The following is a 25,692-nucleotide window of genomic DNA, read 5'->3' on the forward strand; positions in this document are numbered from 1 at the left end:
CAAACCCACATACACCGCGAACATCACCGGCTGCAGCACATCCAGCCGCGACCATGCCTCGGGCGAACCCTCCCGCAACAACTCCTCCACCGAACGGCCCAGATACGGAGCCAGTGCCCGATCACACTCACACACCGTCTCCGCGAACACCGGCGACTGCTCCAGCAGCGCCCGCCCCATCCCCGCCCACTCACTGCCCTGACCGGGGAACACGAACACGACCTTGCCCCGCTCCCCCGCCGTGCCTTCGGCGACGTCGGGGTGGGGCAGGCCGTCGGCCAGGGTTCGCAGGGCGTGGGCCAGGGCGGCCGTGTCGTCGGTGACGACGGCCGCGCGCTCGGTGAAGTGGGTGCGGCCGGTGGCTGCGGTGGCGGCGATGTCCCGCAGCGGCGTGTCGGGGTGGGTCTCGAGCCAGTCGGCCCAGCGTCCGGCCTGCTCACGCAGTGCTGCCCGGCTCGTGCCGGACAGCACCACCGGCAGGGGGGCGGGGGTCGAGGGCTCGGTCGTCGCGGTGGGCTCGGGTGCTTCTTCGATGACGACGTGGGCGTTGGTGCCGCTCAGTCCGAAGGAGGAGATGCCGGCGCGGCGGGTGCGCTCGCCCTTGTGCCAGGGCCGGGCTTCCTGAAGGAGGGTCAGGCCGCTTCTGTCCCATTCGATGTGGGGGCTGGGTTCGTCGGCGTGCAGGGTCCGCGGCAGTGTCTCGTGCTGCAGGGCGAGGATCATCTTCATGACGCCGACGACCCCGGCGGCGGCCTGGGTGTGGCCGATGTTGGACTTCGAGGATCCGAGGAACACCTGGCGGGTGCCGAAGACTTCGGCGAGTGCGCCGGCCTCGATCGGGTCGCCGAGGGAGGTGCCGGTGCCGTGTGCCTCGATGGCGTCGATGTCGGCGGGGGTGAGGCCGGCTGCCGCGAGTGCGTCGTGGATGACGCGCTGCTGGGAGGGTCCGTTGGGGGCGGTCAGTCCGTTGCTGGCGCCGTCCTGGTTGACCGAGGAGCCGCGAATGACGGCCAGGATGCGGTCGCCGTCGCGTTCGGCCACGGACAGGCGCTTGAGGACGAGCATGCCGGCGCCTTCCGACCAGCCGCCGCCGTCGGCCCGGGCGGAGAAGCTCTTGCAGCGGCCGTCGGGTGCCATGGCGCCGAGCCGGCTGGACTCGACGAACAGGCCGGGGGTGGTCATGACGGTCACGCCGCCGGCGAGGGCGAGGTCGCATTCGCCGCCTCGCAGGGCGGTGGCCGCGGTGTGGAGGGCGACGAGGGAAGAGGAGCAGGCGGTGTCGATGGTCATGGCGGGGCCCTGCAGGCCCAGCGCGTAGGAGACGCGGCCGGACAGGACGCTGCCGGCGATGCCGGTGCCCTGGTATCCGTCGAGGATGTCGTAGTCGGCCTGGGCGGATTCGTAGTCGGAGCGCATGGCGCCGAGGTAGACGCCGGTGCGGCTGCCGGTGAGGGTGCCGGGCCGGATACCGGCCCGCTCCAGCGCCTCCCAGGAGGTTTCCAGGACCAGGCGCTGCTGCGGGTCCATGGACTGGGCCTCGCGGGGGCTGATGCCGAAGAACGCGGCGTCGAAGTCCTCGATGCGGGTGAGGAATCCGCCTTCGCGGGAGTAGCTCTTGCCGGGGGCGGTCACGTCGAGGTCGTAGAGGGCGTTCTCGTCCCAGCGCTCGGGCAGGGGTCCGGTGGTGTCCGTGCCGTGGGCGAGGACGTTCCAGAAGTCCTCGGGTGCCTGGATGCCGCCGGGGAGCCGGCAGGCCATGGAGATGACGGCGACGGGTTCGAAGCGCCGCGCCTCGAGTTCCGCGTTGCGCTTCTGGAGCTGCAGAACGGCCGCCATGGCGCGCCGCAGTCGCTCTTCGTTCGCGGTGGTGTCGGCGGCGTTGCTGGCGTTGGCGTTCATCGGGATCTCCATGTGAGGCATCCGGCCTGGACGGGAGCGTGCGGTACGGCCGGAGGGTCGCCCGGGGGCGCGGCCGTACCGCACCGGCGGATCAGTCTTCGACGACGACTTCCATGTACGGGGGGAAGCTGGGGATGTGGGAGTTGTCGTGTTCGAGGACGGAGACGTCGCCGTTCTTGGCCACTTCGCGGAAGCCGGCGAACTTGTAGGTGACGAGCATCGTCCGGTTGCGGTCGGTGGAGACGAATTCGGCGCGCAGCCTCACGCCGGCGTCGTGGGCCTTGCGGATGAGGTGGCCCAGGAGGACGGAGCCGACGCCGCGGGACATCACGCGGCAGGACATCAGGAGCAGTTTCAGCGTCCAGGCGTCGGCGGAGCGTTCGACGAGGGCGAGGCCGATCTTGCCGTAGGTGCCGTATGTGTCGTCGAGTGAGGCGACGAGGAGGTCGTGGTCGGGCGAGGAGCGGAACGCGTCGAGTTCTTCGTAGCTGTAGGTGTAGCCGGTGGCGTTCAGCTGGTTGGTGCGTACGGTGAGTTCCTCGGCGCGCTTGAGGTCGTCCTCGCGTGCGGGGGCGATGGTGAAGTGCATGTCGAGGGAGGCGAGGAACTCTTCCGAGGCGCCGGTGTGGGACTCCTCGGCGGCTTTGCGCTGTGCGTCGGCCCGGTACAGGTGGCGGCGTTCGCGGGAGTCGGCGGTGACGAACCGGGGCTGCAGGCGGGGCAGGTGGGGGATGCGTTCGGCGTCGAGGGCGTCGATGCACAGCACTTGGGGGTGGGTGAAGCCGACCTCGTCGCGTTCGAAGGGCTGGTCGTCGACGAAGGCGAGGGTGTCGATGCCGATGTTGATCGCCTCGGCGACGGCCTTCACCGAGTCGGACTTCTGGCCCCAGTTGATCTGGGGGTACAGGAAGTATTCGGCGATGCCGAATTCCTCGAGTTTGGCCATGGCGGCGTCGTGGTCGTTGCGGCTGGCTATGGAGTGGAGAATGCCGCGCTCGTCGAGGGTGCGCAGGACGTCGACGATTCCGGGGCGGAGTTTGACGTCGCCGTCCTCGAGGAGCACACCGTCCCATACGGTGTTGTCGAGGTCCCAGACCACGCATTTCACGGTGCTCGTCATCAATTTCCCCTGTTCGTCGTGCGCAGCTGATGGCGGCCGAGGGTGAAATCCTGGAAGGCGTATTCGGCGAGGCCGATTTGGTGGAGCTGGGAGCTTCCCTCGATGATTTCCATGATTTTGGCGTCGCCGAGATACCGCTGTACGGGGTATTCGGAGCTGCAGCCGTTGGCGCCGTGGATCTGCACGGCGTCGCTCGCCGCGCGTACGGCGGCGCGGGAGGCGAAGTACTTCGCCAGTGAGGTGGCGGCGAGGGCGCCGGGGTCGCGCTCGTCGCGGAGCCGGCCGGCGTCCGTGCACAGCAGACGGGCCGCACGGGCCTCGGTGTACATGTCGCTGATCATGCGGCGGACGAGTTGGTGGTCCTTGATGAGTGAGCCGAACTGTTCGCGTTCGCCCGCGTAGGCGAGTGTGGCGTCGAGGCAGGCGTCGAGGATGCCGACGCTGCCCCAGCCGACGGTGTAGCGGCCGAGGTCGAGGGCGGCGCCGACCACGTGCGAGACGCCGAGGCCGGGGCGGGCCAGGACGTTGTCGTCGGGTACCGGGGTCGCCTCGAAGCGCACGTCGGCGGTCATCGAGCCGCGGATGCCGATGAGGTCCGTGATCAGTGAGGTGGTCAGGCCGGGTGCGGGGCGTTCGACGAGGACCGCGGTGGGTCCTTCCTCGGTGCGGGCGACGGTCAGGAACAGGTCGGCCACGTGCCCGTAGGTGATCCACTTCTTGTGGCCGTCGAGGAGGTGGCCGTCGCCGGTGCGGGTGAGGCTGCTGGTGACGCCGGCCGCGTCGCTGCCGGCGCCCGGTTCGGAGACGGCGAGTGCCGCGATGTGCTCGCCGGTCGCGAGCCGGGGCAGCCAGGTGTCCTTCTGCGCGCGGCTGCCCCAGCGCATGATCGCGTGGGCGACCATGGTGTGCACCGTCAGCAGGCTGCGCAGTGAGGAGCAGGCGCGTCCGATCTCCGCGGCGAGCAGTCCGAGGGTGAGCGCGTCCCTGCCGCCTCCGCCGTACTCCCGCGGGACGGCCAGGCCGAGGTATCCGCTGTCGGCCAGGGCGCGGACGAGCTCCGGCGGGGTGTGCTGGGCACGGTGGACGAAGTCCGCGGCCGGCGCGACGACGCGTTGGGCGAACTCCTGGAATTCCTCCCGGGCCTCGGTGTGCCCGGCGGTTGGCTGGGTCGTCAGGGACACGGGGGGCCTCACTGGGGCACGGCTGCGGACAGCTTGCGGTTGACGAAGGCCTCGAGGGCGCTGACGGAGCGGAAGTGGTCGAGTTCGAGGTCGTCGTTGTCGACGGTGATGCCGAACTCGTGCTCGACGAAGGCGACCAGTTGCATGGCGAACATGGAGCTGACGAAGCCCAGCTGGAAGATGTCGTCGTCGTCCTTGAGGTCGTGCACCGGGAAGAAGCGGGAGAGGTAGTGCGCGATCCGGGGCTTGATGTCCGTACTCATGTCATTCCCTGTCTCTGGTGGACTCGTCCGGTGGGTCGGGGGCGCGCGGGGCCGCGGGCGCGCGGGGGGCGGCGGGGCCGCGGGTCGCCGCGGCCCCGGGTCGCTCAGGCGTAGCTGTGGAAGCCCTGGCCGCTCTTTCGTCCCAGCAGCCCGGCGGCGACCATCTTCTTGAGCAGCGGGGCGGGCCGGTACTTGTCGTCGTTGAAGCTCTCGTAGAGCACTTCGACGGACTTGAGGATGGTGTCGAGGCCGATGAGGTCGGCGGTCTCCAGCGGGCCCATGCGGTGGTCGAAGCAGCCCTTGAAGATGCGGTCGATCTCGGCAGCGGAGGCGACGCCGTCCTGGACGAGGAAGACGGCCTCGTTGACGGTCAGCATGAGCACGCGGTTGGAGACGAAGCCGGGGACGTCCTGGACGACGATGCATTCCTTGCCGAGTTCGGCGAGGAAGCGTGCCGCGGTGTCCAGGGTCTCCTGGGTGGTGTGGTAGCCGCGGATGACTTCGACGAGGGGTTTCATCGGCACCGGGTTCATGAAGTGCATGCCGACGACGCGTTCGGGGCGGGTGGTGGCGGAGCCGACCCGGGTGATGGAGATGGCCGAGGTGTTGACGGCGAAGACGGTGTCGGGCCGGCAGATCCTGTCGATGCGCTGGTAGACCTGCTGCTTGATGCCCCAGTCCTCGGTGACGTTCTCCACGACGAAGTCGGCGTCGGCGAGCCGCTCGTAGTCGACGGTGAACTCGATCTTCTCCAGGACCGCCGTGAAGTCGACCTTCTCCTTGCTGTTGAACAGGGCGTAGGTGCGCAGGCTGGTGCGCAGTTCCTTGCGGGCGCGCTCGAGGACGTCCTCGGAGATGTCGACCAGGACGACGCGGTGTCCGGTCTGGGCGAGGTTCTGCGCCACGCCGACGCCCATGACCCCGGCGCCGAGTACCCCTACGGTCTTGAATTCCATGGTCCGTGGACTCCGTTTACTGGTCGCTGCGAAGGGCGTAGATGTTGTGGATGTCCGTGCCGGCGTAGATCTCGTCCTGTTCGGCGTGGACGGTGAAGCCGCGGCTGCGCAGCATTCGGGTCAGGTGGGCGACCCGGCCGTCGTCGCCGTCGTGGGCCTCGAGCACCATCTGGCGGATCTTGGGCCAGTCGTGGTCGGCGATGCCGTCGAGGACCTGCTGCTCGCTCTTCTGCACATCGATCTTGATGAGGTCGATCCGTTCGACGCCCTGCTCGGCGATGACGGCGCTCAGCGGGCGCAGCCATGCCTTGAACGGGACGGCGTCGAAGCGGACGTCGATGAGTTCCTCGGCGTAGGCGTCGAGCTTCTCGATGCCTTCCTCGGCCTCTCCGGCGGCGCGCTGGTTGGCGATGATGGTGCGCAGGTTGCGCTTCTCCTCGTCCTCGTCGGGGTGGAAGGAGGACATGCCGGAGCTGCGCGGGTAGAAGGTGAAGTCGGCCTCCGTCTCGCTGTCGGAGACGCCGATGTTGAACAGCTTGGCGTTCACGCCGTGTTCGGCGACGTTGCGGCTGAGGAGTTCGAACATGGGCGGGGCCGGTTCGAAGGTGTAGATCTCGACGTTGTCGGCCTCGTAGTGGGAGAAGAGGGTGAACAGGCCGATGTTGCCGCCGACGTCGAAGACGGTGGCGCCGGGCTCGATGGTGATGCCGTTCTTGGCGTAGGTGCGGTGGTCGAAGATGTCTTCGTAGAAGTGCTTGGTCTCGGCCTCGTTCTGGTGGTGGACCATCAGGCCGTTGGGCAGCCGGTAGGCGGGGCGTGCGTCGCCGGCGGAGGTCCAGGCGACGGTCTGGGCGGCGGCCGGCTCGTCGCCGGTGAGCAGCGCGTCGACGGCGGCGGCCATCTGGATGATGCTGGGCATCTCGTAGATGCGGCGCAGGGTGAGCTCGACGCCGAACTCGCGCTCGATGCGCAGGATGAGGCGGGTGGCGAGCAGGGAGTTGCCGCCCAGTTCGAAGAAGCCGATGTCGGTGGGCAGGGCGTCGGACTTGAGCAGCCGGGACCAGATCGTGTGCAGCCTCGTCTGGGTGTCGGTCAGCTCCTTCGCGCCCTGCGGGGCGGCCGCGGGGGCGGTGGGGGCGTCGGTGGTCAGGCCGGTGGAGGGGAAGGTGTCCCAGCCGGCCTGTGCGTGGCCGGTCCACAGCCGGCCGAGGGCCTTCAGGAGCACGGCGGTGTCGTCCTGCGGCTCCATCGGGTGGCGCATGGAGGCGACGACGGCGGCGGTGTCGCCGTCGCGGGCGGTGGCGGCGAGGCTGCTGAGGGTCTGGCCGGGGCCGGTCTCCAGCAGCAGGGGTTCGGCACCCAGGGCGGCGAGTCCGTCGGCGAAACGTACCGGGCTGCACAGGTGGCGGGCCCAGTACGCCGGGTCGGTGGCCTGCTCGTCGGTGATCTGGCGGCCGGTCACGTTGGAGATGTAGGGGATGCTCGGCGCCTTGAGGTCCAGGGTGGCGGCGAGGCGGGTCACTTCGGGGGCCAGCGGCTCCATCATCACCGAGTGGAAGGCGTGGGTGGACTTCACCCGGCGGGCGGCCACGCCCTGCTCCATGAGGCGGGTGTGGAGTTCGTCCACGGCCGTGTCGGGGCCGGCGACGACGCAGAACTCGGGCCCGTTGACGGCGGAGAGGGACAGCTTCTCGCCGATCAGGGCTGTCACCTGCTCCTCGGGGAGCATGACGGCGAGCATCGCGCCTTGCGGCGACCGGTCGATCAGCCGGGCGCGCTGGGCGACGAGCTTGACGGCGCCCTCGAGGGTCAGCACCCCGGCGAGGGTGGCGGCGACGTACTCGCCGAGGCTGTAGCCGATCATGATCTGCGGGCGCAGGCCCCACGACTCCCACAGCTTCGCCAGCGCGTACTCGACGGCGAAGAGGGCCGGCTGGGCGACACCGGTGCGGTTCAGGCGGCGCTCCGCGTCGCTCTGGTCGCCGCTGTCGCGGCCCAGCATCTGCCGCAGGTCCATGGCCGGTGCCGGTGTGTCCGGGGCCTGGTCCTGCGGGAAGAGGGCGTCGCGGATGTCGAGGTCCAGTTCCGCGGCGAGCAGTTCGGCGCAGCGGTCCAGGTGCTCCCGGAACAGCGGGAAGTGGCGGTACAGGCCCTGCCCCATGCCGACGTAGTGGTCGCCGAGGCCGGGGAACATGAACGCGACCGGCCGTCCGGTGGCGGGCACGGTGGCGGCGGCCGGGCCCTGGGGGCGTATCTCGGCGGTGCCGTTCCCGTCGCCGGCGGCGGTCAGCAGGGCGGCGCGGCGCAGGCCGGCGGTGGCCGTCGCGGCGCCGGCGGTGTGGACGGTGACCGGCGCGTCGTGGGATGTGACGGGGCACGCGGCACGGGACCGGAGCGCGGCGATCCCGGCATCGAGGTCCGCTGCGGGACCGGCCAGGAGCGCCAGGTGCCACGGGCTCACCGTGTGGTCGTCGCGGACGGACACGGGTGTCGGATGGGGATTCATGCCACTCCTTGGCTGTCGCAGGGCAGGGCCGCACAGGTCGGGGAATGCCGGAGACGGGGTGGACCAATTGGTAGCAGCGCAGCCTTTGGTCTCACTCAATCCGCAATCGGGCCGTCTCTCCTCGCGTGGTACGCAAAGGCCCTGTGACGCATACGGAAAAGGCGCAGTCCACGTAGTCCTGCGTCAGCTTCTTTGCCGGTCTGTTTCAGTGTCAAGCCCCGTTGGAGCGGCGCGACTTCACGGGTGGGCTTTCTGGTCTGATCCCCTTTTGCGCCTCGAGTGGTTCTCGAGCGGTTCCCGATCCGGCGGGACCGGGCCACTTGTCCGGGGCGGATTCCCGGAAACCCGGGGGAACTCTGGGGAACTCTGGGGAACTCGGGGGAACTCTGGGGGGTTCGGGTTCTTCTTTCTCCGCCGGATACGGGGGTCGGGCCCGCCGGGGCCGTGTCCGTGCGGGCTCTGCTCGTGCTGAGGGCGCCGGGTTCGGTGCCGGCGGACGCCGCCGGTCCCGGCGGCCGGACGGACAGTACGATCCCGTTTCGTGATCGCGGACATGAATCAGGGCGAGGACCAGGGCATGGTCGAGCTGGTCTACCGGCCGGCGCGCGCCGACATCCTGGCGGGCGTACGGCTGCGTGAACGCCGTCGCCGCCTGCACCTGGTCAGGTGGGGCTTCACCGGGCTGTTCGGGGCCGGCGCGGTGCTGGTGACGGCCTCACCGGAAAGCTCCGCGCTGTCATGCGTGATCGCCGTCTTCTGTGCCGCCTGGATCTGGTCGATCCCGCACCTGCAGGCACACCACGCGCTGCGCACGGTCTCCTGGCAGGGTGAGTACCGCACGTCCGTGAGCGGGACAGGGATCACGACCGGGACCGCGCATGTGACGCTCGTCCAGCGCTGGTCGGTCTTCCGCGGATACCGGGAGACCCGCGACCATGTGGTGCTGCTCAGCCGCGACCCGAACATCCTGCTCGTGGAGGTGCTGCCCATGCGCGGGCTGCGCTCCCCGCAGGACGCGGAGCGGCTGCGGGCCCTCGTGGGCGGTCATCTGCCCCGTTTGTGAACCTCCTTGCTCCTGTGCCGCGCCCGCCGGGGCGGGCGCGGCGCCCTGGAGGTCATGGGCCCCGCCCCGCCTGTGATCCGGCGGTGGGCACCGGGCCTGCTGGTCTCGGGCCTGCGGCTGACTCCCCGGTCGCGGTCGCCGAGCGCTGGTCCCACCGGAACGGCCACGGGCGGGCACGCCTGTGTGCGGGAGTCAGCCGCGGGAGGCGGCGGGCAGCGGGGACGTCTGCGTGGCGCGTGTGACGACGCGGCAGGCGCGGCCGAGGAGCCGGGGCAGGTGACGGCCGCGTACGAAGAAGTGGTCGCCGGGCACGGTCCGCGACACCGCCGGCCCGGTGGTCCAGGCACGCCAGCCGTCCATCGCCGCGGCCGGGGCCAGCGGGTCGTCCTCGCCGGAGACGATCAGCAGCGGAACGTGCGGCGGGCCGGCCGGGGCGGGCCGGCGGGCCGCGGTGCGCAGGGCGTCGGCGAGCAGCAGGTCGTCGCGCAGGACCGGCATCACGGCCCGGTGCCAGAATCCGCCGGGCAGGGCGCCCTCCGGCAGGGCGCCCAGATCGCCGAGGAGTGCCAGCAGCCGCTCGTCGCCCTCCCGGCAGGCGTCGGCGAGGTCGGAGGCGGCGTCGGGCGGCGGGCAGGCGCCCAGGGCCAGCAGCGCGGGCCCCGGCAGGCCGGCCTCGTGCAGGGCGCGGGTGAGGGTGTAGGCGACCATCGCGCCGAGGCTGTGGCCGTAGAGCACGTACGGGCCGGGCGGCTCGTGCGCGAAGGTGCCCATCACATCGCTCAGCAGGGCCTCGCGGCCGGTGATACGCGGCTCGCGGCGCCTGGCCTCACGGCCCGGCAGCAGATGCGGCACGGGCACGGCGCCGGATCCCAGGTCGGCCGGCCAGCCGTGGAAGGAGGAGACACCGGCTCCCGCGTGCGCGAAGCAGTGGAGCCGTACCGGCTGTGCGTCCGACATCTCCTCGTCCTTCCTCCTGGGCGCCCCGGTGCCGGGTGCCCGGTACCAGGATCGCCGCCGGGCCTCGAGATCCGCTCGGGCTCAGGCCGCGTACAGCCCGAAGGTGGAGCCGCGGCGCGGGCCGCTGACCACGTCCAGCGCCGGGTCGACGCTGAGCATGGCGTGGTGCAGCCGCTGCAGCTGGGGCGAGGGTTCCACGCCCAGTTCCTCGATCAGCCGGGTGCGCAGCCTGCGGTAGATGTCCAGCGCGGTGGCCTGCCGGCCCGAGCGGTACAGGGCCACCATGGCCTGTGAGTGGAGTCCTTCGTGCTGGGGGTGGCGGGCTGTCAGGTCGGTGAGTTCGGCGATGAGTTCGCTGTGCCGGCCCAGGCGCAGGTCGGAGTCGATCCGGCGTTCCACGGTGACCAGGCGGCTCTCCTCCAGCCGCAGGACCTCGATCTCCAGGATCGGGCCGACCCGCACGTCCACCAGGCCCGGCCCGTGCCACATCGCCAGCGCGTCGCGGAACAGGTGTGCGGCCCGTTCGTCCTCGCCGTCCTCGAAGGCGCCCTGGCCCGCCGACACCAGTTGTTCGTAGCGGTGTGCGTCGACGGCTTCCGGCGGGACCTGCAGCAGGTAGCCGCCGTGCCGGGTGGCCAGCACCTCCTTCGCGGTGCCGGGCGCGTCGGGGCCCATCGCGGTGCCCAGCCGGCGGCGCAGCTGCAGGATGTACGTCTGCAGGGTGGTCATGGCGCTCTGCGGCAGTTCGGTCCCCCAGATCTCCTCCATCAGGGTGGGCACCGGCATGACCCGCCCCGGGTAGAAGGCGAGCAGCGCCAGGATCTGGCGTGGTTTGCCCGCGGTCGGAACGATCGACATTCCGTTGACGTGTGCGCTCAACGGACCCAGAACCTGAATCTCCACGGTTTCCTCCCGTTACCTGGTCGAGTTACCTCGATGGCTCAAAGCCGTCGGCGCGCAGCACGCTAGTCGTGTTCGAAGGACGCTCCCGAGATTTCGACCGGTGCTCGAGCAGCCCTCCAACAAGGCACTTCGGTGCGAGCACCCGTTCCCTCGAGAACGCTTGTACGGGTGGTCGAGGACGGCTCGGCACGGCCGAACACCGCTGTTGCCGGGCGGCTATCGTCCGAGGTTCCGCATCTGGGACCGTCGACACAGGCACCACGGAGGCACGATGGAGCTGCGTCTGTTCGTGTTCCACCACGCCGGTGGTTCGCATCTGCTGTACCGCGACTGGCCCGGCCGTTTCCCGGCCGGCTGGGACGTGCGGCTGGTGGACGCCCCCGGCCGCGGTCTGCTGTCCGACCGTCCCGCGATCGGGGACGCGGACCGGCTCGTGGACCACTTCCTCCACGAGCTGGGTCCCGGACTCCAGGGCCGTTACGCGTTGTTCGGGCACAGCATGGGCGCACTGGTGGCCTACGAGCTGACCCGGCGGCTGCTGGATCTGGGGCGCAGGCCGCCGCTGTGGCTGGGGCTGTCGGCGCGCGGTACGCCCCTGCCGCAGGGCGAGAACAGCGGCAGGCATCTGCTGTCCGACGCCGGGCTGCGCCGTGAACTGGCCGCGATGGGCGGTACGCCCGCGGCGGTGCTGGAGGACCCGGAGTTGTGGGAGCTGTTCGCGCCGGCCGTCCGGGGCGATCTGCGGCTGGTGGAGACCTGGTGTCCGGCGCCGGAGGCGGGGCCGCTGCCCGTGCCGCTGTCGGTGTTCGGCGGCACCCGTGACACGGTGGCCCCGCCGGGGCGGCTGGCCGGCTGGACCGAGCGGTCGACGCGTTTCGTGGGCCTGCGTCTGTTCGACGGCGGGCACTTCTACTTCCAGGACGATCCCTCCGCGCTGACCGGGCAGATCGCCGACGACATCCACTGCGCCCTGGCTCTGGACGGCGCCGTGCGCGCGGTGCCCCGGTGACCGTGCCGGCGCCGCCCCGGCCCGTACCGGCGGCGGCAGTGGTGTGGGGCACGGCACCCACCGAGTTCCGGCTTCTGGGGCCGGTGGAGATACGCGACGGGCGCACCGGCGCGGACATCGCGCCGCCCGGTTCGAAGCAGCGTGCGCTGCTGTCCGCGTTCGTGATCCACGCGGGCCGGCTGCTGAGTGTGGACCGGCTGGCGGAGGAGCTGTGGGGCGACGAGCCGCCCGCGAACGCGGCGAACGCGCTGCAGGCCCATGTGGCCCGGTTGCGGCGGCTGTTGCCGGCGGCCGGCGGACCGGCGGCGATGGGCACGCCGGGCGGGTCCCGGGCGGCGGGCCACGAGTGGATCAGCACCCTGCCGACCGGTTATCTGCTGAACCTGGGCCGGGCCACGACCGACGTCCAGGCCTTCCACCGGCTGTCCGCCAAGGGCCGGGCGGCCATCGCGTCCGACCCCGGGCAGGCGGCGGAGCTGCTGCGCCGCGCCCTGGCCCTGTGGCGGGGGCCCGCGCTGCAGGACAGCTGCTACGGGCCGATCTGCCGGTCGGAGGCCGACCGGCTGGAGGAGAACCGGCTCAGCGCGCTGGAGACGCTGTACGAGGCGAGCCTGCGCTGCGCGCAGCACGGCGAGATCACCGGGGAGCTGGAGAAGCTGACCGCCGACCATCCGCTGCGCGAGCGTCTCTACGACCTGCTCATGGTGGCCCTGTACCGCAGCGGCCGTCAGGCCGAGGCGCTGGGTGTGTACGAGCGGGCCCGGCGCCGGCTGGTGGACGCGCTGGGGATCGAACCGGGTCCGGCGCTGCGCGGCCGGATGGAGGCGATCCTCCATCACGCGCCGGGTCTGTCGGCCCCGCCGCCGGCTGTCGTGGCGCCGCCCGGGCCGGCGGGCCCTGCGGGCGTGGCGGGGCGGGACGGGTGCGCGGGGTCGGACGGTGTGGTGGATCTGGGCAGCGAGATCGCCCTGTTGCAGCGCCGTATCGACGAACTGGGCGTTCAGCAGCAGGCGTTGGTGCGCAGGTTCGAGGCGATGCTGGCCGAGGGGCTGCAGCCGTCGCGGACGCGGCCCCGCTGAGGGACCGCCCCGGGCCCGGCCCCGGGGCGGGGCCGCGGGGGCGCGGGGGCGCGGGTGGGCTGTTCCCGCTCAGGCGGGGATCGCGGCGGTGGTGAGGTGCTGCTCCACGGTGCGAAGGACCTCGTGCTGCTGGTCGACGAGGAAGAAGTGGCCGCCGGGCAGGACGCGCAGTTCGAAGCCGGAGGCGGTGTGCCCGGCCCAGGCGTCCACCTCGGTGGCGGACGCCTTGGGGTCGCTGTCGCCGGTGAAGGCGGTGAGGGGGCAGGCGAGGCGGGGCCCGTCGCTGTAGCGGTAGCGGCGTACGGCGTGGTAGTCGGCGCGCAGGGCGGGAAGGATCATGTCGAGGATCTCCTGGTCGTCCAGGAGTGCGTCGCCGGTGCCGTTCAGCGCGCGTATCTCGGCGACGACTTCCTGATCGGTGCGCGGGTGGAAGTCTCCCGCGCGGTCCAGGCAGGGGGCGCGGCGGCCGGAGACGAACAGTTCGGCGGGGCCGTGGCCGGCGGCTTCGAGGCGGCGGGCCGTCTCGAAGGCGACGATGGCGCCCATGCTGTGGCCGAACAGCGCGTAGGGCCGGTCGGTGAGTGGTGCGACGGCCTGGGCGATGTGGTCGGCCAGGGTGGTGAGGTCGGTGGCGGCGGGTTCCTCGCGCCGGTCCTGCCGGCCCGGGTACTGGACGGCCAGGACCTCGATGCGCGGGGCCAGGGCCTGGGCGACGGGGTAGTAGAAGGTGGCCGAGCCCCCGGCGTGCGGCAGGCAGATCAGCCTCAGGGGGGCCTGGGGGGCCGGTCGGTAGTTCCTGAACCAGGGGTTGTCGCCCAGCGGGCCGGTCATCGGGATTCCTCCGTGGATGCCCCCACCTTCGGGCGGGGATGGAAGCGGAGCCTCTGCGGGGCAGGGCGGGGACGGTTCGGTCGACCGCCGCCGGGTGAGGTGCCGTTCACCGGCGGCGCGCCGCGACGGGGCCGCGCGTCGGGGGCGGCGGCGCACGGCCTCAACGGGACTCCTCTTCACGTGGTGCGTGGCGGCCGGTGACGCCGCGGCGGCTCGCCGAGGACGCGGGCAGGGCTGTGAACCCACGATGCGGCCCGGCCGGCCGTGCGCGACTCCCCTGAGATCCCCCTACGGCGCATGGCCGGCGGGACAGGGGTCTGTCCGGGGTTACCGGTCCCGGTGTGCGCGGTCCAGGCTCAGGACAGTGCCTGCCCGCCCCGGCCGGGCGTGTGCCGGCGCACGCGGTGCACTGCTCGGCTCCCCCACCCAACCCAGGGAATTCACGTGGACGAGATCATCAGTGCCCTTCTGGTTGAGGATGCGACGCCGCAGGACTTCGCGGGTCTGCCGCTTCCCGAGAGCTACCGCGGTGCCGTGGTCCGCAAGGACGACATCGGCATGTTCGAGGCGATGGACTTCGCGGACAAGGATCCGCGCAAGTCGCTGCATCTGCAGGACGTCGCGGTGCCGATGCCGTCGGCCGGCGAGGCGCTGGTGGCGGTGATGGCCTCCTCGGTGAACTACAACACCGTCTGGTCGTCGGTCTTCGAGCCGCTGCCGACGTTCGGGTTCCTGGAGCGGTACGCGAAGCTCTCGCCCGCCGCCGCCCGCCACGACCTGCCCTACCACGTCCTGGGCTCCGACCTGGCCGGGGTGGTGCTGCGCACCGGTCCCGGGGTGAACCGCTGGAAGCCCGGTGACCGGGTGGTGGCGCACTGTCTGTCGGTGGAGCTGGAGTCGGCGGACGGCCACGGCGACACGATGCTCGACCCCGAGCAGCGGATCTGGGGCTTCGAGACCAACTTCGGCGGCCTGGCGGAGATCGCGCTGGTCAAGTCGAACCAGCTGATGCCCAAGCCCGAGCATCTGACCTGGGAGGAGGCGGCGGCGCCCGGTCTGGTGAACTCCACCGCGTACCGGCAGCTGGTCTCGCGCAACGGTGCCGGGATGAAGCAGGGCGACAACGTCCTGATCTGGGGTGCGAGCGGCGGACTGGGCTCCTACGCCACGCAGTTGGCGCTGGCCGGGGGCGCCAACCCGATCTGTGTCGTCTCCAGCGACCGGAAGGCGGACCTGTGCCGGGCGATGGGCGCCGAGGCGGTCATCGACCGCAGCGCGGAGGGCTACCGGTTCTGGAAGGACGAGCAGACCCAGGACCCGCGCGAGTGGAAGCGGTTCGGCAAGCGCATCCGTGAGCTGACCGGCGGCGAGGACGTCGACATCGTCTTCGAGCATCCGGGCCGCGAGACGTTCGGCGCGAGCGTGTACGTCACCCGCAAGGGCGGCACGATCGTCACCTGTGCCTCGACGTCGGGTTACCGGCACGAGTACGACAACCGCTATCTGTGGATGTCGCTCAAGCGGATCGTCGGCTCGCACTTCGCGAACTACCGCGAGGCGTGGGAGGCCAACCGCCTTGTCGCCAAGGGGCGGATCCACCCGACGCTGTCGAAGGTCTACTCCCTGGAGGAGACCGGGCAGGCCGCGTACGACGTGCACCGCAACCTCCACCAGGGCAAGGTCGGCGTCCTGGCGCTGGCGCCGCGGGAGGGCCTGGGTGTCAGGGACCCCGAGATGCGCGAGCAGCACATCGACGCCATCAACCGTTTCCGTGCACAGGAGGCCCCGCGCTCTTGACTTCCTCCCCCTCCTGAAGGAGGGGGATTCCTACGGCTCGCGCCGTGGGGTTTTCTGCTTCGTCGCCGGCTGCCCGCCCGGAGAACTCCGTTGAGGTCTTACACCTGCTCCACAGACTGTCACCGAGAGCCCCTCGGCCGGCACGTTCTTCGCTGCGTTCACGTCCCGGTCGTGGGTCGTGCCGCACACGCACGTCCAGGTGCGGACGTTCAGTGGCATCGTGCCCCGCAACGTGCCGCACGCGGAGCACAGCTGGGAGGAGGGGAACCAGCGGTCGATGGCGACCAGGTCCCTTCCGTACCAGGCGCACTTGTACTCCAGCATGCCGCGCATCGTGGTCCAGGCCGCATCCGAGACGGCGCGGGCCAGGCAACGGTTCCTGACCATGTTGCGCACGGTCAGATCCTCGATCACGATCGTTTGGTTCTCACGAACGAGACGAGTGGTCAGCTTGTGCAGGTGGTCGCGTCTGCGGTCGGCGATACGGGCGTGGATCCTGGCGACCTTGCGCCGGGCCTTGGCCCGGTTCGCTCCGTCACCCCTGGCCTTCTTCGCCAGCACCCGTTGGGCCCTGGCCAGACGGGCACGGTCCCTGCGCTCGAACGTGGGGTTGGTGACCTTCTCCCCGGTGGAAAGTGTCACCAGGCTGGTGATCCCCGCGTCGACCCCGACAGCGTTCGCAGTCCGGGGCATGGTTGCGGGGATGTCCTCGCACAGCATCGAGACGAACCAGCGCCCGGCCGCGTCCTGCGACACGGTCACGGTCGACGGCGTCGCACCTTCGGGAAGAGGGCGGGACCAGACGATGTCCAGCGGTTCGCTCATCTTGGCGAGAGTCAGCCTGCCGTCGCGGAAGCGGAAACCGCTGGTGGTGTACTCGGCGGACTTCCGCGACTTCTTCCGGGACTTGAAGACCGGATACTTGGCCCGCTTCAGCCAGAAGTTCGTGAACGCGCCCTGCAGATGCCGCAGCGTCTGCTGCAACGGCACCGACGACACCTCGGACAGGAAAGCCAGTTCCTCGGACTTCTTCCACGAGGTGAGCATCGCCGAGGTGGCGTTGTAGTCGACCCGCTCCTGACGGAGCGTCCACGCCTCGGACCGTGCCGCGAGCGCCAGGTTGTAAACCTTCCGCACGCACCCGAACGTGCGCGACAGCTCCGCCGCCTGCGCATCCGTCGGACAGAAGCGGTACTTGAACGCCCGCTTCACCCGGTTCATGGTCACGCTCACAAACTAGCGACCCCGCATCTTACGTGCGGGTCAAAGCACTGGGATCCGCCCTGACGGCGGATCCCAGCCCATCGCCCTGCTCCGCAGGAGCTGTGTTTCCTCCCCGAGCTGAAGCACGGGGTATCCACACCGGAGGAAAAGATGACACCCCCCGCCCCCGCCCCCGCCCCCGCCCCCGCCCCCGCTCCCGCTCCTGCTCCTGCTCCTGCTCCTGCTCCTGCTCCTGCTCCTGCTTCTGCTCCTGTCTCCGTCCCGGTGCCCGTCACGGGGATCGTCGGCCTGGGGTCGGCCGGTGAGGCCCTGCTGCACCGGGTGGTGGACGCGGGCCGCCCGGTCGTCGCCGTCGACACCGACCTGGACGTCCTGGCCCGTGTCGCCCGGCGGCTCAAGGCGGTCGCCGGTGAAGGCCCCGGCCGTGCGCCCGTCACCTTCACCGCCGACCACGCCCTGCTGCGCGACGCCCGCCTGGTCGTCGAGTGCGTCCCGGACGAGGCCGCCGCCAAGTCGGCCGCCCTCGCACGGATCGTGGCGGCCTGCCCGCCCGGCACTGCCGTGATCACCACCACGGCACAGCTGTCCGTGCCCGGCCTGGCCCTCGCCTCGGGCCGGCCGGCCGACGTCGCGGCGCTGCACCTGTTCACCCCTCCCTGGCCCGGCGCTCCCGTCCGGCCGGTCCGCACCGCCCTGACCTCGCAGGAGACCGCGGCCGCGCTCGAGGCGCTGGTGACGGACACCGCTCTGGCACCGGTCGCGGCCGACGGCCGTGCGGCGGCCGACGCCACCGCGCTGGTCCTCGGCTTCCTCAACCGTGCGGTGATCCTCCTCGACGAGGGGTACGCCACCCACACCGCGATCGACACCGCGATGCGGCTGGGCTGCGCCCTGCCCGCCGGCCCGTTCCAACTGCTCGACCGCATCGGCCTGGACGCGGCCCACCGTGCGCTGACCGGCCTGTGGCGGAGCACCGGTGACAGTGCCTTCGAACCCGCCCCGCGCCTGAGCCGGATGGTCGCCGCCGAGCGGCTGGGCGTGAAAACAAGCGACGGTTTCTACGCGTACGACGAGCGCGGTGAGCCGCTCGAGACCGCTCCCGACGGCCCGGCGGACCGGGCGGACGCCAGGCCGGTCGGCCGGGTGGGGGTGCTGGGCTCGGGGGCGATGGCGCGCGGCATCGCGGAGGTGACGGCCACGGCCGGGTGTCCGACCGTGCTGGTGGCCCGCTCCGCCGGCAAGGCGCAGGAGGCGCTGGCGGCCGTGGACGGCTCCCTGACCCGCGCGGTGCGCCGCGGCAAGGTGACGGCGCAGGCGAAGGCGTCGGCCCGTCAGCTCCTCGAAGGCGCCGACGACATGGCGGCCCTGGCCGGCTGCGATCTGGTGATCGAGGCGGTCGCGGAGGACCTCGACGTCAAGCGGGCGCTGTTCGCGCGGCTCGGCGAGGTGTGCGCGCCGGGCACGGTGCTGGCCACCACCACCTCCTCCCTGTCGGTCACCGCGTGCGCCGAGGCGTCGGGCCGGCCGGCGGACGTGGTGGGCATCCACTTCTTCAACCCGGCCCCGGTGATGCGGCTGGTGGAGCTGGTGCGCACCGACGTGGTGGACCCCGGCTCGTGGGCCACCGCGCGCGCCTTCTGCGACAGGCTGGGCAAGAGCGTCGTCGCGTGCCCGGACCGTACCGGTTTCATCGTCAACAGTCTGCTGTTCCCCTACCTCGGTGCGGCCCTGGCCCTGCTGGAGCGGCCGGGGTGCGGCATCGAGGAGACGGACGCGGCCGTCCAGCACGGATTCGGTTTCCCCATGGGCCCGTTCGCGCTGCTGGACACCATCGGTCTCGATGTGTCGCTGACCATCTCGCACCGGCTCCACGAGCGGTTCAAGACGCCCCAGTACCGTCCCTCGCCGGCGTTGGAGCAGCTGGTGGCGGCGGGGCTGCTGGGCCGTAAGAACGGCCGGGGGCTGCGGACCGCGGGCGCCCGCGGCGGCCGGTGACGTTCAGCGGGCGCGTGCCGTCTCCGGTGCCTCCGCCGTGACCAGGCCGGCCAGTTCGGTGCGGGAGGCCACGCGCAGTTTGCGGTAGACGCGGGTCAGATGCTGTTCGACGGTGCTGGGGGTGACGTACAGGCGGGCCGCGATGGCCCGGTTGGTGGAGCCGCGGGCCGCGAGGACGGCGACTTTGCGTTCGGCGTCGGTGAGCGTGCCGGTCCGCTCGCCGCGGGGCACGTCGTCTGCGGCGGCGCGGGCGAGGGCCGCCGGGGTGCGCCAGTCCAGGGCGCCGGGCGGGGGGTGCGCCTGCCAGCGTGCCAGGGTGTCCCGGCAGGCGTGGAAGTCGCCGAGTGCGGCCTGCGGGCGGCCGGCGGCCAGTTGGTAGTGCCCGCGGGCCAGCAGGTAGTGGAGTCCGGCGCGGGTGGTGAACATCGCTTCCGGTACCGGGACGGCCAGGTGCTGTGCGGCCTCGTCGAGTGCGCCGCGCCGGGTGGCGGCGAGGACCGCCGCCGACAGCGGCATGCCCAGGGCCACTCCCCAGGCGGGTGCGGGCAGCAGGGCCAGGGCTGTCGCCGCGTGAGCGGCGGCGTGGTCGTGGGCGCCGGTGCGGACGGCCGTCACGGCGGCCGCGGCGGCGGCGACGGCCTGGCGGGTGGGTGTTCTGCGGGGGCTGCTGTTGCCGGGGAGCAGGGTGCTCCAGCGGGCCGGGCGGCTGCTCTCGCCGGCGTGCAGCAGGGCGGACAGGACGGCGGTGACGGGGGCCGGCGGCGCGTGGTCGTAGGCGAGGGACTCCAGGGCCCGCTCGGCGGCGGGCCCCGGGTCGCAGGGGGTGGGCAGGGGCTTGGTCGCGGGGCGGACGTGGGCCAGTGCCGCGGCCGCCTCCGCGACGGCGCGGCTGTCGTCGCCGGTCCGGGCGGCGAGCACGCGGGCCAGGGTGCCGCTCTGTCCGTGCCACAGCAGCAGTCCGGCCGCGCCGACGAGGTGCGCGCCGTCCAGCAGCCCGTGGGTCAGGGCCTGTTCGAGCGGGTCGAGATGCCGCAGCACGCAGGCCGGGTCGCTCTCCCACTCGGCCCGGGCGAGCATTTCCAGCAGGCGTGCCCGTGGCCGGCCGGTGCCGTCGTCGCGGCTGTGGCGTGCGGCGCTGCGCAGGTGGACGGCGGCCTGATGCGGCCGGCCCGCGGTCAGGGCGTGCTGTGCGGCGCGGGTCAGCAGGGGTGCGGCCCAGGCGGGGCCGGGCCGCGGGGCGGCGCTGGTGGCGTCCGCGGCGGCCAGGTGCCGGGCGACGTCGCCGGGTGCGGCGCCGCTGTCGTGGAGCAGGGCGGCGGCGCGCTGGTGCAGGGCTGTGGCGTCGTTGGCGGGCAGGTCCTCCAGTACGGCGGCGCGGACGCCTTCGTGGCGCAGCCGGCCGGCGTCCAGCAGGCCTGCCGTGTCGAGTTCGGTCAGGTGGGGGCCGACGGCGCGTTCGGGGACGCCGAGCAGCCGGGCCAGGGTGACGAGGGTGGCGGTGTCGTCGAGGACGGCCAGGGCGCGGGCGGTGGCCCGGGTCTGCGGTCCGGTGCCGCGCAGGCAGGCGACGACGGCTGCCTTGAACGCCGTTCCGGCCACGGGGCGTGCCGAGCGCACGGGTCGGCAGTCCCGGTGGTCCTGGCCGAGGGCGGCCAGCAGCCGCGGGTTGCCGCCGCTGAGGCGGTGCCATTCCCGCGCCGGCCAGGCCCGGCCGGCCGCGGGCCCGTCCGCTCCGGCGGGGGTGGGCGGGTGGGTGTGCAGGTGGGCGGCGACGCCCGCCTCGTCGAGGACCTCGAGCGTGACGGGGGTGCAGTGCGGGTGGGCGAACAGGTCGGACAGGGGTTGCGGGAGCGGGGCGGGGCGGGCCTGCGGTCGGCCGGAGAGGACCAGCAGGATCCTGGAGGCGGTCAGCCGGCCGCACAGGTAGAGCAGGGCGCGGGCGGATGCCTCGTCCATGTGGTGCGCGTCGTCGACGAGTACGGCGAGGGGGTGGCGGGCGGCGAGGGTCCGCAGCCGGGTGTGGAGCAGATGGCAGGCATCGGCGGTGGCGGTGGCCGGGCCGCCGGTGCCCCCGGTGCCTTCGGTGCGTTCGGTGCCTTCGGTGCGTTCGGTGGTGGTGAGGAGCTGGCCCGCCACGCCCAGGGGCAGTTCGGACTCCGCCGGGGTCGCGCAGGCGGTCAGGACGTGTGCGCCGCGGCGGGCGGCGCGTGCGGCGAAGTCGCGCAGCAGGGTGCTCTTGCCGGTGCCGGGGCTTCCGGTGATCCGTGCGGCGGCGGTCCCGCCGCCGCGGGCTTTGGCGAGCAGCCGTTCGAGCAGGGCGAGTTGGGTGTCCCGTCCTGTCAGCTCCATCAGCGTCCCCCCGCGTCGTCGGACGGCCCGCGCGGGCCCCGGGTCCTGGGGGAAGTGTGCCGGGGGCGCGGGAAAGGCCGCTGGGAGGGGACCGGAGTACGGCTCGAGCGGGCGGTTCGTGCGGGTGTTTCACTGCGGCGCCCGCATCGCCAGGGGTGCGGGGGCGGTTTCGGGTGCGGGTGCGGGGGCCGGTTCGGGGAGGGGGAACTGCCGGTGGGCGGTGCGGCTCCAGGGGAAGCCGTGGTACAGGTGCAGGGTTTGGGAGTGGCCTGTGTCGGCGGCCACGCACACCGAGGCCAGTACGTCGGGTACGGGTTCGAGTTCCATGAAGCGCCAGCGGGCGGGGGGTTCGTCGGGGGGCGGGCGGAAGCCGAGGACGCCGGTGTCCTCTGCCAGGTGGAAGGCGAAGCTGTCGAAGGCGAGACCGAGGCCGAGGCCGCGTGCCTTGGCGTAGGCCTCTTTGAGTGTCCACAGCCGCAGGATGCGCCGGTCGCGCGGCCGGCCGGGGGCGGCGGCGGCGGCCCACCGCTGTTCCTCGGGGGCGAAGGTCTCCACGATGGTGGTGAATCCGCGTTCCCCGCGGTCCAGGCGTTCCACGTCCACGCCGATGCGGTGGCGGCGTACGACGCCGAGCAGGTTGTGGCCGTGGGCGTGGGACAGGTTGAAGTCGAGTTCGGCGCCGCCGCGGGGCAGTCCCTGGCCGGGTTTCTGCAGGAACGGGCGGCCTCGTGAGGAGCGCCAGATGACGGCCTCCGCCTCGGGGATGCCGGTTTCCAGGGCGATGACGCGCCGTACCAGGGCGTGGGCGACGAGGTACTGGCGCCGGTCGCGTTCGAACAGGAACCGTGCGGCGATCTCCCGCTCGTGTTCGTCGAACCAGTGGGTGGCCAGGGTGGCGGCGATCGCGGGGGCGAGTTCGTCGTTGGGGCAGAACCAGAGTTTGACCGGTTCGGTTCCGCCCGGGGCGGCCTGCTGGGGGCCGGCCGCTGGGGGGCTGGTCATGGGGTGTGTTCCGCGCCTTCCCGGGCGGGCTGCCCCTGGAGCCACAACTCGCGGCGCAGGAACGCCGGGGCGGGCAGCGCGGGCGGCGGGGCCGTGCCGGGCCGGTGCTGCAGGGCGGCCCAGTCGATGTCGAGGCCGGACAGCCACAGCCGGATCAGGGTCTCGGTGCGGCCGCCGCGCCACAGTGCGCTCAGGTAGTCGCGGGTCTCGGGTGCCCGGGCCATGCCCAGGGGGTCGGCCGGGGTGCCGCGCAGGTCGGTGAAGCGGATCGCGGCGGCGTCGGTGGGGCCGGTGGCCGCGTCGGCGGCTGCCGCGACGGCCGGGGTGGTGGTGTCGGCGCGGGGGCGGGTGGTGGCCGTCCGGTCGGCGATCTGCCGCAGCAGGTCGGCGAGTTGGCCGGTGTCGTGTGCGGTGAGGGCGATCCGGCAGGGGTGGGAGGAGCGTTTGGCGCGCAGGGCGCGGGCGATGCCGGCCAGGGCGGCGGGACCGTCCGTGTGCCGGTTGCCGGCCAGCCGGTCGGCCAGCCGTGCGGCGGCGGCGGCGAGGTGCTCGGGCGTGGGCGCCGAGAGCAGGATGGGCTCGCCGTGCCCGTTGGTCTCGCCGTCGGGCGCGGGCTGCGGTGGGGGCGGCCGGTGCTCCTCGACGACGGCGCGGGCCGCGGGCCCGCCGGGCGGGGCGACCTCGACGGTGGCCACGCGCGGCTGTTCGTGCCCCTGGGCGTCGCGGGGGCGCGGCCAGGGCCGGGCCGGGCCGTCCTGCCCGGCGGGGGCGAACGTGGCGTGTTGCAGCTGGAGAACGACGGCGGTCAGGGCCGCGAGGCCGGTGGCCGCCCCGGCGTCGCCGATCCGGCGGGTGCTCGTCCGGTGCGTCTCGTGCAGGTCGCCCTCGGGTGCGGGTCCGCTGCCCGGGGCGCACCAGGTCCGGGTGGAGCGTACGACGGCGTGGACGCGGTCGCCGTCCGCGAGGGCGCGGTCGAGGGGCTTGAGCACCACGGCTCCCACGCCCTCGCCGGCTCCGTGCCGGCCGCGGGAGGGGTGGAGGAGCAGTTCGACCCCGCCGGCGACGGCGAGGGCGCATTCCTGGCGCCGCAGGGCCTCGACGGCCAGGTGCACCGCGGCGAGCCCGGAGGAGGCGGCGGCGTCGACGGCCTGGCAGGGGCCGGTGAGTCCCAGCAGTGCCTGCAGGGTGCCGGGCAGGCCCCAGTGGCCGCTGCGCGGCATCCGCCGCCCGTCGCGGGCCCGGGCCTCGGCGGCCAGGAGTGTGTAGTCGGCGGTGGTGGCGGCGGCGAACACACCGACGCTGCGGCTCTGCCCGTCCGGTCCCTGCAGGGCGTCGAGGCGGGCGCCGGTGCAGCCGGCGTCCTCCAGCGCCTCCCAGGCGGTTTCCAGGAACAGGCGTTCCTGAGGGTCTATCAGTGCGCCGTCCTCGGCGCTCAGGCCGAAGAAGCCGGGGTCGAACTCGGCGGCTCCGTCCAGGAAGTGGCCGCGCTGCCCGGCGGCGAGCGGGGACGGGCCAGGGCGGTGGGGCGGGTCGGCGAGGGAGGTGTCGCGTCCCTCGCGCAGGTTCTCCCAGTAGCTGTCGAGGTCGGGCGCGAGCGGGTACCGCCCGGCGATCCCGACAACGGCGACACCCCCGCCACCGCCCGCGCCTGCGCCTGCGCCCGCGTCTGTGGCTGTGGCTGTGGCTGGGGCATGGGCGGGTGCGGCCGCCGGCCCGGCGGCGGGCGGGCGCGGGGGGTGTGTGCGGGCGTTCGCCAGCAGTTGTACGGCGTCGGCCCGCTCCAGCGTTCCCGCCTTGAACCGGGTCAGCACTTCACGTTCGTCCATGGTCCCCACCTGGCCAGTGTTTCAGGAGCGGGCGGACAGCAGGCCGAGCGCCTCGTCGACCGAGAGCCGTCCGGCGCGTACCGCGTCCAGCAGCGCGCCCAGCTCCGCCGTCCGCTCCCCCGCCGCGCCGGGAGCCCGCAGCGCGGTCGGGTCCGTGTCCGCCGGCGTGCCGGTGTCCGGCGCGAAGACGGGAAGGGGGGCGGGGGCGGGGGCCGGCCCGGTGGGGGCGGCGGGCAGCAGGGAGCCGATGTGGGAGGCCAGCGCGGTGAGGCTCGGGTGGTCGTGAAGGGTGACGGGCCGTTCGCGCAGCCCGTAGGTGCGGTTGATGACGGCCATGAACTCCGAGCCCAGGATGGAGTCCACGCCCAGCAGGTTGAAGGCGGCCGTGGTGTCGATGTCCCACGGGTCGCAGCACAGGATGCGGGCCAGTTCCTCGCGCAGGACGTCGAGGACGGGCCCGGCGGGAGTGGCGGGGGCCGGGGTGCGGGCCGCGGGGACGGACGCGGAGGCGGTGGAGGCGGGTGCCTGGCCGGGCATGCCCAGTTCGCGTGCCACATGGCGGGCGAAGGCCAGCGGTGTGGGGTGGTCGAAGAGGGCGGCGGCCTTCACGGCGGTGCCGTAGCGGGCGTTGAGGGTGGCGACGAACTCGACGACGAGCAGCGAGTCCAGGCCGATCGACCGGAAGGTCTGCTCGGGGTCGATCTTCTCGGGCTTCAGGTGCAGTACGCCGGCGAGCATGGTGACGAGTTCGCTCACCACGTCGTCGGTGTGCGCCGCGGCCGCGGTCCGGTGTGCGCTGTCGTGCTGGGGTGGCATGGCGTGGCTCCAAGGGTGTGCGGCCCGGCCGGGCCGGTGAAGGGTGTCGGGTGTGCCGTACGGGCGGGCGGCTCAGGCCGCCTCGGCGGTGGCGCCGGGGCCGGCGGGGGGCCAGACGCGGTAGCGGGTGATGTGGCCGGGGGGCACCAGGGCGGTCAGCAGCGGCTGCCACAACTGGGCGACCTGGTCGGCGAGTCCGCTGTGGGGCGTGGTGGCGCCGGCCAGGACCCCGATCCCGCAGACGACGGCCGACAGGAGGGTCTCGCAGCCCTCGGGCGGCATGTCCTCGTTCAGGGCGCCCGCGGCGCGGGCCTGGCCCAGCAGCCGCAGTACCTCGGTGATCCATGCCCGGTGGACGTCGGCGACCGGGGGCCGGCGGCCCGCGCACTCGTTCGCGATCCGCAGCCCGGCGCGCAGGACCGGGTCCTCGTGCAGCATGCGGGCCAGCCAGTGCGTCAGGTCGATGAGTGTCTGCACCGGTGCCGCCCCGGCCTGCCACTGTTCCTGGAGGAAGTCGCCCAGCACCTGCCGGCCGTGTTCCTGGACCGCGTCCGCCAGGGCGTCCTTGGACGCGAAGTGGAAGTACAGCGCCCCCTTCGTCACCCCCGCCGCACCGGCGATCTGGCCGAGCGTCGCCTGTGTGAACCCGTGACGGTCGAACATCAACGCCCCTGCGCGCACCAGCTCGCGGCGGGTCCGCTCCGACCTGGCCTGCATCCCGGCCCTCCTTGTCTGTGCCTGCCGTGTCCGGTCCGGTGGCCGGTCAGCCACCTACACGCGACAACCGCTCACCGGGCCGGGCAGCCGCAACCCCCGGGCCCGGGCCGGGGCCGGGTTCGTTCTGCGCCGTCAGGATCGAACGCTGCAACCGGCGCAGACCCGCCGACGGCTCCAACCCCAACTCCCGCACCAGCGC

20 protein-coding genes are annotated in these 25,692 nt (G+C 72.7%); 5 read left to right on the plus strand and 15 right to left on the minus strand.

Annotation, left to right across the window (positions count from 1 at the left end):
* The 6 genes from ACFYV1_RS33435 to ACFYV1_RS33460 form a co-directional block, all read right to left on the minus strand.
* Nucleotides 1-1,899: type I polyketide synthase (locus ACFYV1_RS33435; RefSeq protein ID WP_389399417.1), on the minus strand; the 1,899-nt coding region annotated here is incomplete at its 3' end.
* Nucleotides 1,900-1,990: 91 nt separating this feature from the next.
* A complete protein-coding gene (locus tag ACFYV1_RS33440) occupies nt 1,991-3,019 on the minus strand; it encodes an HAD-IIIC family phosphatase (protein WP_389399418.1) in 1,029 nt (342 codons plus the stop codon).
* Nucleotides 3,019-4,200 carry an acyl-CoA dehydrogenase family protein gene (locus tag ACFYV1_RS33445; RefSeq protein ID WP_389399419.1) on the minus strand — a complete coding sequence of 394 codons (1,182 nt, stop codon included), beginning with the start codon at nt 4,198-4,200 and terminating at the stop codon, nt 3,019-3,021. The genes ACFYV1_RS33440 and ACFYV1_RS33445 overlap by 1 nt, the downstream gene beginning before the upstream one ends.
* Before the next feature lie 8 nt (nt 4,201-4,208).
* Nucleotides 4,209-4,463, minus strand: a complete 255-nt coding sequence (locus ACFYV1_RS33450; RefSeq protein ID WP_389399420.1) for an acyl carrier protein — start codon at nt 4,461-4,463, stop codon at nt 4,209-4,211.
* A 104-nt stretch (nt 4,464-4,567) separates the two neighbouring features.
* Nucleotides 4,568-5,419 carry a 3-hydroxyacyl-CoA dehydrogenase family protein gene (locus ACFYV1_RS33455; protein ID WP_389399421.1) on the minus strand — a complete coding sequence of 284 codons (852 nt, stop codon included), beginning with the start codon at nt 5,417-5,419 and terminating at the stop codon, nt 4,568-4,570.
* A gap of 16 nt (nt 5,420-5,435) precedes the next feature.
* Nucleotides 5,436-7,925 carry an FkbM family methyltransferase gene (locus tag ACFYV1_RS33460; RefSeq protein WP_389399422.1) on the minus strand — a complete coding sequence of 830 codons (2,490 nt, stop codon included), beginning with the start codon at nt 7,923-7,925 and terminating at the stop codon, nt 5,436-5,438.
* Nucleotides 7,926-8,466: 541 nt separating this feature from the next.
* Between ACFYV1_RS33460 and ACFYV1_RS33465 the strand changes: the two genes are divergently transcribed.
* Nucleotides 8,467-8,988 (plus strand): YcxB family protein, encoded by a 522-nt coding sequence (locus ACFYV1_RS33465; RefSeq protein ID WP_389399423.1) that lies wholly within the window; start codon nt 8,467-8,469, stop codon nt 8,986-8,988.
* Nucleotides 8,989-9,180: 192 nt separating this feature from the next.
* On the opposite strand, the gene ACFYV1_RS33470 is transcribed toward ACFYV1_RS33465, so the two are convergent.
* Nucleotides 9,181-9,945, minus strand: coding sequence for a thioesterase II family protein (locus ACFYV1_RS33470; RefSeq protein ID WP_389399424.1), 765 nt, complete (start codon nt 9,943-9,945; stop codon nt 9,181-9,183).
* 81 nt (nt 9,946-10,026) lie between these two features.
* Nucleotides 10,027-10,848: a BTAD domain-containing putative transcriptional regulator gene (locus tag ACFYV1_RS33475; RefSeq protein ID WP_389399425.1), complete on the minus strand. Its 822-nt coding sequence runs from the start codon at nt 10,846-10,848 to the stop codon at nt 10,027-10,029.
* A 271-nt stretch (nt 10,849-11,119) separates the two neighbouring features.
* On the opposite strand from ACFYV1_RS33475, the gene ACFYV1_RS33480 reads away from it, so the two are divergent.
* Nucleotides 11,120-11,857, plus strand: coding sequence for a thioesterase II family protein (locus ACFYV1_RS33480; RefSeq protein ID WP_389399426.1), 738 nt, complete (start codon nt 11,120-11,122; stop codon nt 11,855-11,857).
* On the plus strand, nt 11,854-12,936 hold the full coding sequence (locus ACFYV1_RS33485; protein ID WP_389399427.1) for a BTAD domain-containing putative transcriptional regulator: 1,083 nt from the start codon (nt 11,854-11,856) through the stop codon (nt 12,934-12,936). Before ACFYV1_RS33480 ends, ACFYV1_RS33485 begins: the two co-directional genes overlap by 4 nt.
* A gap of 69 nt (nt 12,937-13,005) precedes the next feature.
* Here the strand turns inward: ACFYV1_RS33485 and ACFYV1_RS33490 are convergent, their stop codons facing one another.
* Nucleotides 13,006-13,767: a thioesterase II family protein gene (locus tag ACFYV1_RS33490; RefSeq protein WP_389399428.1), complete on the minus strand. Its 762-nt coding sequence runs from the start codon at nt 13,765-13,767 to the stop codon at nt 13,006-13,008.
* 444 nt (nt 13,768-14,211) lie between these two features.
* Here ACFYV1_RS33490 and ccrA point away from each other — a divergent pair, with 444 nt between their 5' ends.
* Complete coding sequence (ccrA, locus tag ACFYV1_RS33495) at nt 14,212-15,564, plus strand: crotonyl-CoA carboxylase/reductase (protein ID WP_389399429.1); 1,353 nt, start codon at nt 14,212-14,214, stop codon at nt 15,562-15,564.
* Nucleotides 15,565-15,594: 30 nt separating this feature from the next.
* Here ccrA and ACFYV1_RS33500 read toward each other — a convergent pair whose 3' ends face one another.
* The gene (locus ACFYV1_RS33500) at nt 15,595-16,785 is read right to left on the minus strand and encodes an RNA-guided endonuclease InsQ/TnpB family protein (RefSeq protein WP_389399436.1); all 1,191 of its coding nucleotides are present in this window, start codon (nt 16,783-16,785) and stop codon (nt 15,595-15,597) included.
* A gap of 267 nt (nt 16,786-17,052) precedes the next feature.
* On the opposite strand from ACFYV1_RS33500, the gene ACFYV1_RS33505 reads away from it, so the two are divergent.
* On the plus strand, nt 17,053-18,783 hold the full coding sequence (locus ACFYV1_RS33505; RefSeq protein ID WP_389399430.1) for a 3-hydroxyacyl-CoA dehydrogenase family protein: 1,731 nt from the start codon (nt 17,053-17,055) through the stop codon (nt 18,781-18,783).
* 3 nt (nt 18,784-18,786) lie between these two features.
* Here ACFYV1_RS33505 and ACFYV1_RS33510 read toward each other — a convergent pair whose 3' ends face one another.
* From ACFYV1_RS33510 to ACFYV1_RS33530, 5 genes are all read right to left on the minus strand, one after another.
* Nucleotides 18,787-21,132 (minus strand): AAA family ATPase, encoded by a 2,346-nt coding sequence (locus tag ACFYV1_RS33510; protein ID WP_389399431.1) that lies wholly within the window; start codon nt 21,130-21,132, stop codon nt 18,787-18,789.
* Nucleotides 21,133-21,261: 129 nt separating this feature from the next.
* The gene (locus ACFYV1_RS33515; RefSeq protein ID WP_389399432.1) at nt 21,262-22,134 is read right to left on the minus strand and encodes a 4'-phosphopantetheinyl transferase family protein; all 873 of its coding nucleotides are present in this window, start codon (nt 22,132-22,134) and stop codon (nt 21,262-21,264) included.
* Nucleotides 22,131-23,960 (minus strand): polyketide synthase, encoded by a 1,830-nt coding sequence (locus ACFYV1_RS33520; protein WP_389399433.1) that lies wholly within the window; start codon nt 23,958-23,960, stop codon nt 22,131-22,133. Before ACFYV1_RS33520 ends, ACFYV1_RS33515 begins: the two co-directional genes overlap by 4 nt.
* 21 nt (nt 23,961-23,981) lie before the next feature.
* Nucleotides 23,982-24,776: an acyl carrier protein gene (locus ACFYV1_RS33525; RefSeq protein ID WP_389399434.1), complete on the minus strand. Its 795-nt coding sequence runs from the start codon at nt 24,774-24,776 to the stop codon at nt 23,982-23,984.
* 72 nt (nt 24,777-24,848) lie between these two features.
* Complete coding sequence (locus ACFYV1_RS33530) at nt 24,849-25,493, minus strand: ScbR family autoregulator-binding transcription factor (protein ID WP_389399435.1); 645 nt, start codon at nt 25,491-25,493, stop codon at nt 24,849-24,851.
* Between the last annotated feature and the right edge of the window lie 199 nt (nt 25,494-25,692).

The sequence above is a fragment of the Streptomyces sp. NPDC003023 genome (assembly GCF_042888225.1).
Taxonomy (GTDB): Bacteria; Actinomycetota; Actinomycetes; order Streptomycetales; family Streptomycetaceae; genus Streptomyces.

Excerpts from the sequence above, each read along its gene's own strand:
- ACFYV1_RS33440 (WP_389399418.1), bottom strand. The coding sequence starts at position 3,019 with ATGACGAGCACCGTGAAATGCGTGGTCTGGGACCTCGACAACACCGTA.
- ACFYV1_RS33450 (WP_389399420.1), bottom strand. The coding sequence starts at position 4,463 with ATGAGTACGGACATCAAGCCCCGGATCGCGCACTACCTCTCCCGCTTC.
- ACFYV1_RS33455 (WP_389399421.1), bottom strand. The coding sequence starts at position 5,419 with ATGGAATTCAAGACCGTAGGGGTACTCGGCGCCGGGGTCATGGGCGTC.
- ACFYV1_RS33460 (WP_389399422.1), bottom strand. The coding sequence starts at position 7,925 with ATGAATCCCCATCCGACACCCGTGTCCGTCCGCGACGACCACACGGTG.
- ACFYV1_RS33470 (WP_389399424.1), bottom strand. The coding sequence starts at position 9,945 with ATGTCGGACGCACAGCCGGTACGGCTCCACTGCTTCGCGCACGCGGGA.
- ACFYV1_RS33480 (WP_389399426.1), top strand. The coding sequence starts at position 11,120 with ATGGAGCTGCGTCTGTTCGTGTTCCACCACGCCGGTGGTTCGCATCTG.
- ACFYV1_RS33490 (WP_389399428.1), bottom strand. The coding sequence starts at position 13,767 with ATGACCGGCCCGCTGGGCGACAACCCCTGGTTCAGGAACTACCGACCG.
- ACFYV1_RS33500 (WP_389399436.1), bottom strand. The coding sequence starts at position 16,785 with ATGAACCGGGTGAAGCGGGCGTTCAAGTACCGCTTCTGTCCGACGGAT.
- ACFYV1_RS33510 (WP_389399431.1), bottom strand. The coding sequence starts at position 21,132 with ATGGAGCTGACAGGACGGGACACCCAACTCGCCCTGCTCGAACGGCTG.
- ACFYV1_RS33515 (WP_389399432.1), bottom strand. The coding sequence starts at position 22,134 with ATGACCAGCCCCCCAGCGGCCGGCCCCCAGCAGGCCGCCCCGGGCGGA.
- ACFYV1_RS33520 (WP_389399433.1), bottom strand. The coding sequence starts at position 23,960 with ATGGACGAACGTGAAGTGCTGACCCGGTTCAAGGCGGGAACGCTGGAG.
- ACFYV1_RS33525 (WP_389399434.1), bottom strand. The coding sequence starts at position 24,776 with ATGCCACCCCAGCACGACAGCGCACACCGGACCGCGGCCGCGGCGCAC.
- ACFYV1_RS33530 (WP_389399435.1), bottom strand. The coding sequence starts at position 25,493 with ATGCAGGCCAGGTCGGAGCGGACCCGCCGCGAGCTGGTGCGCGCAGGG.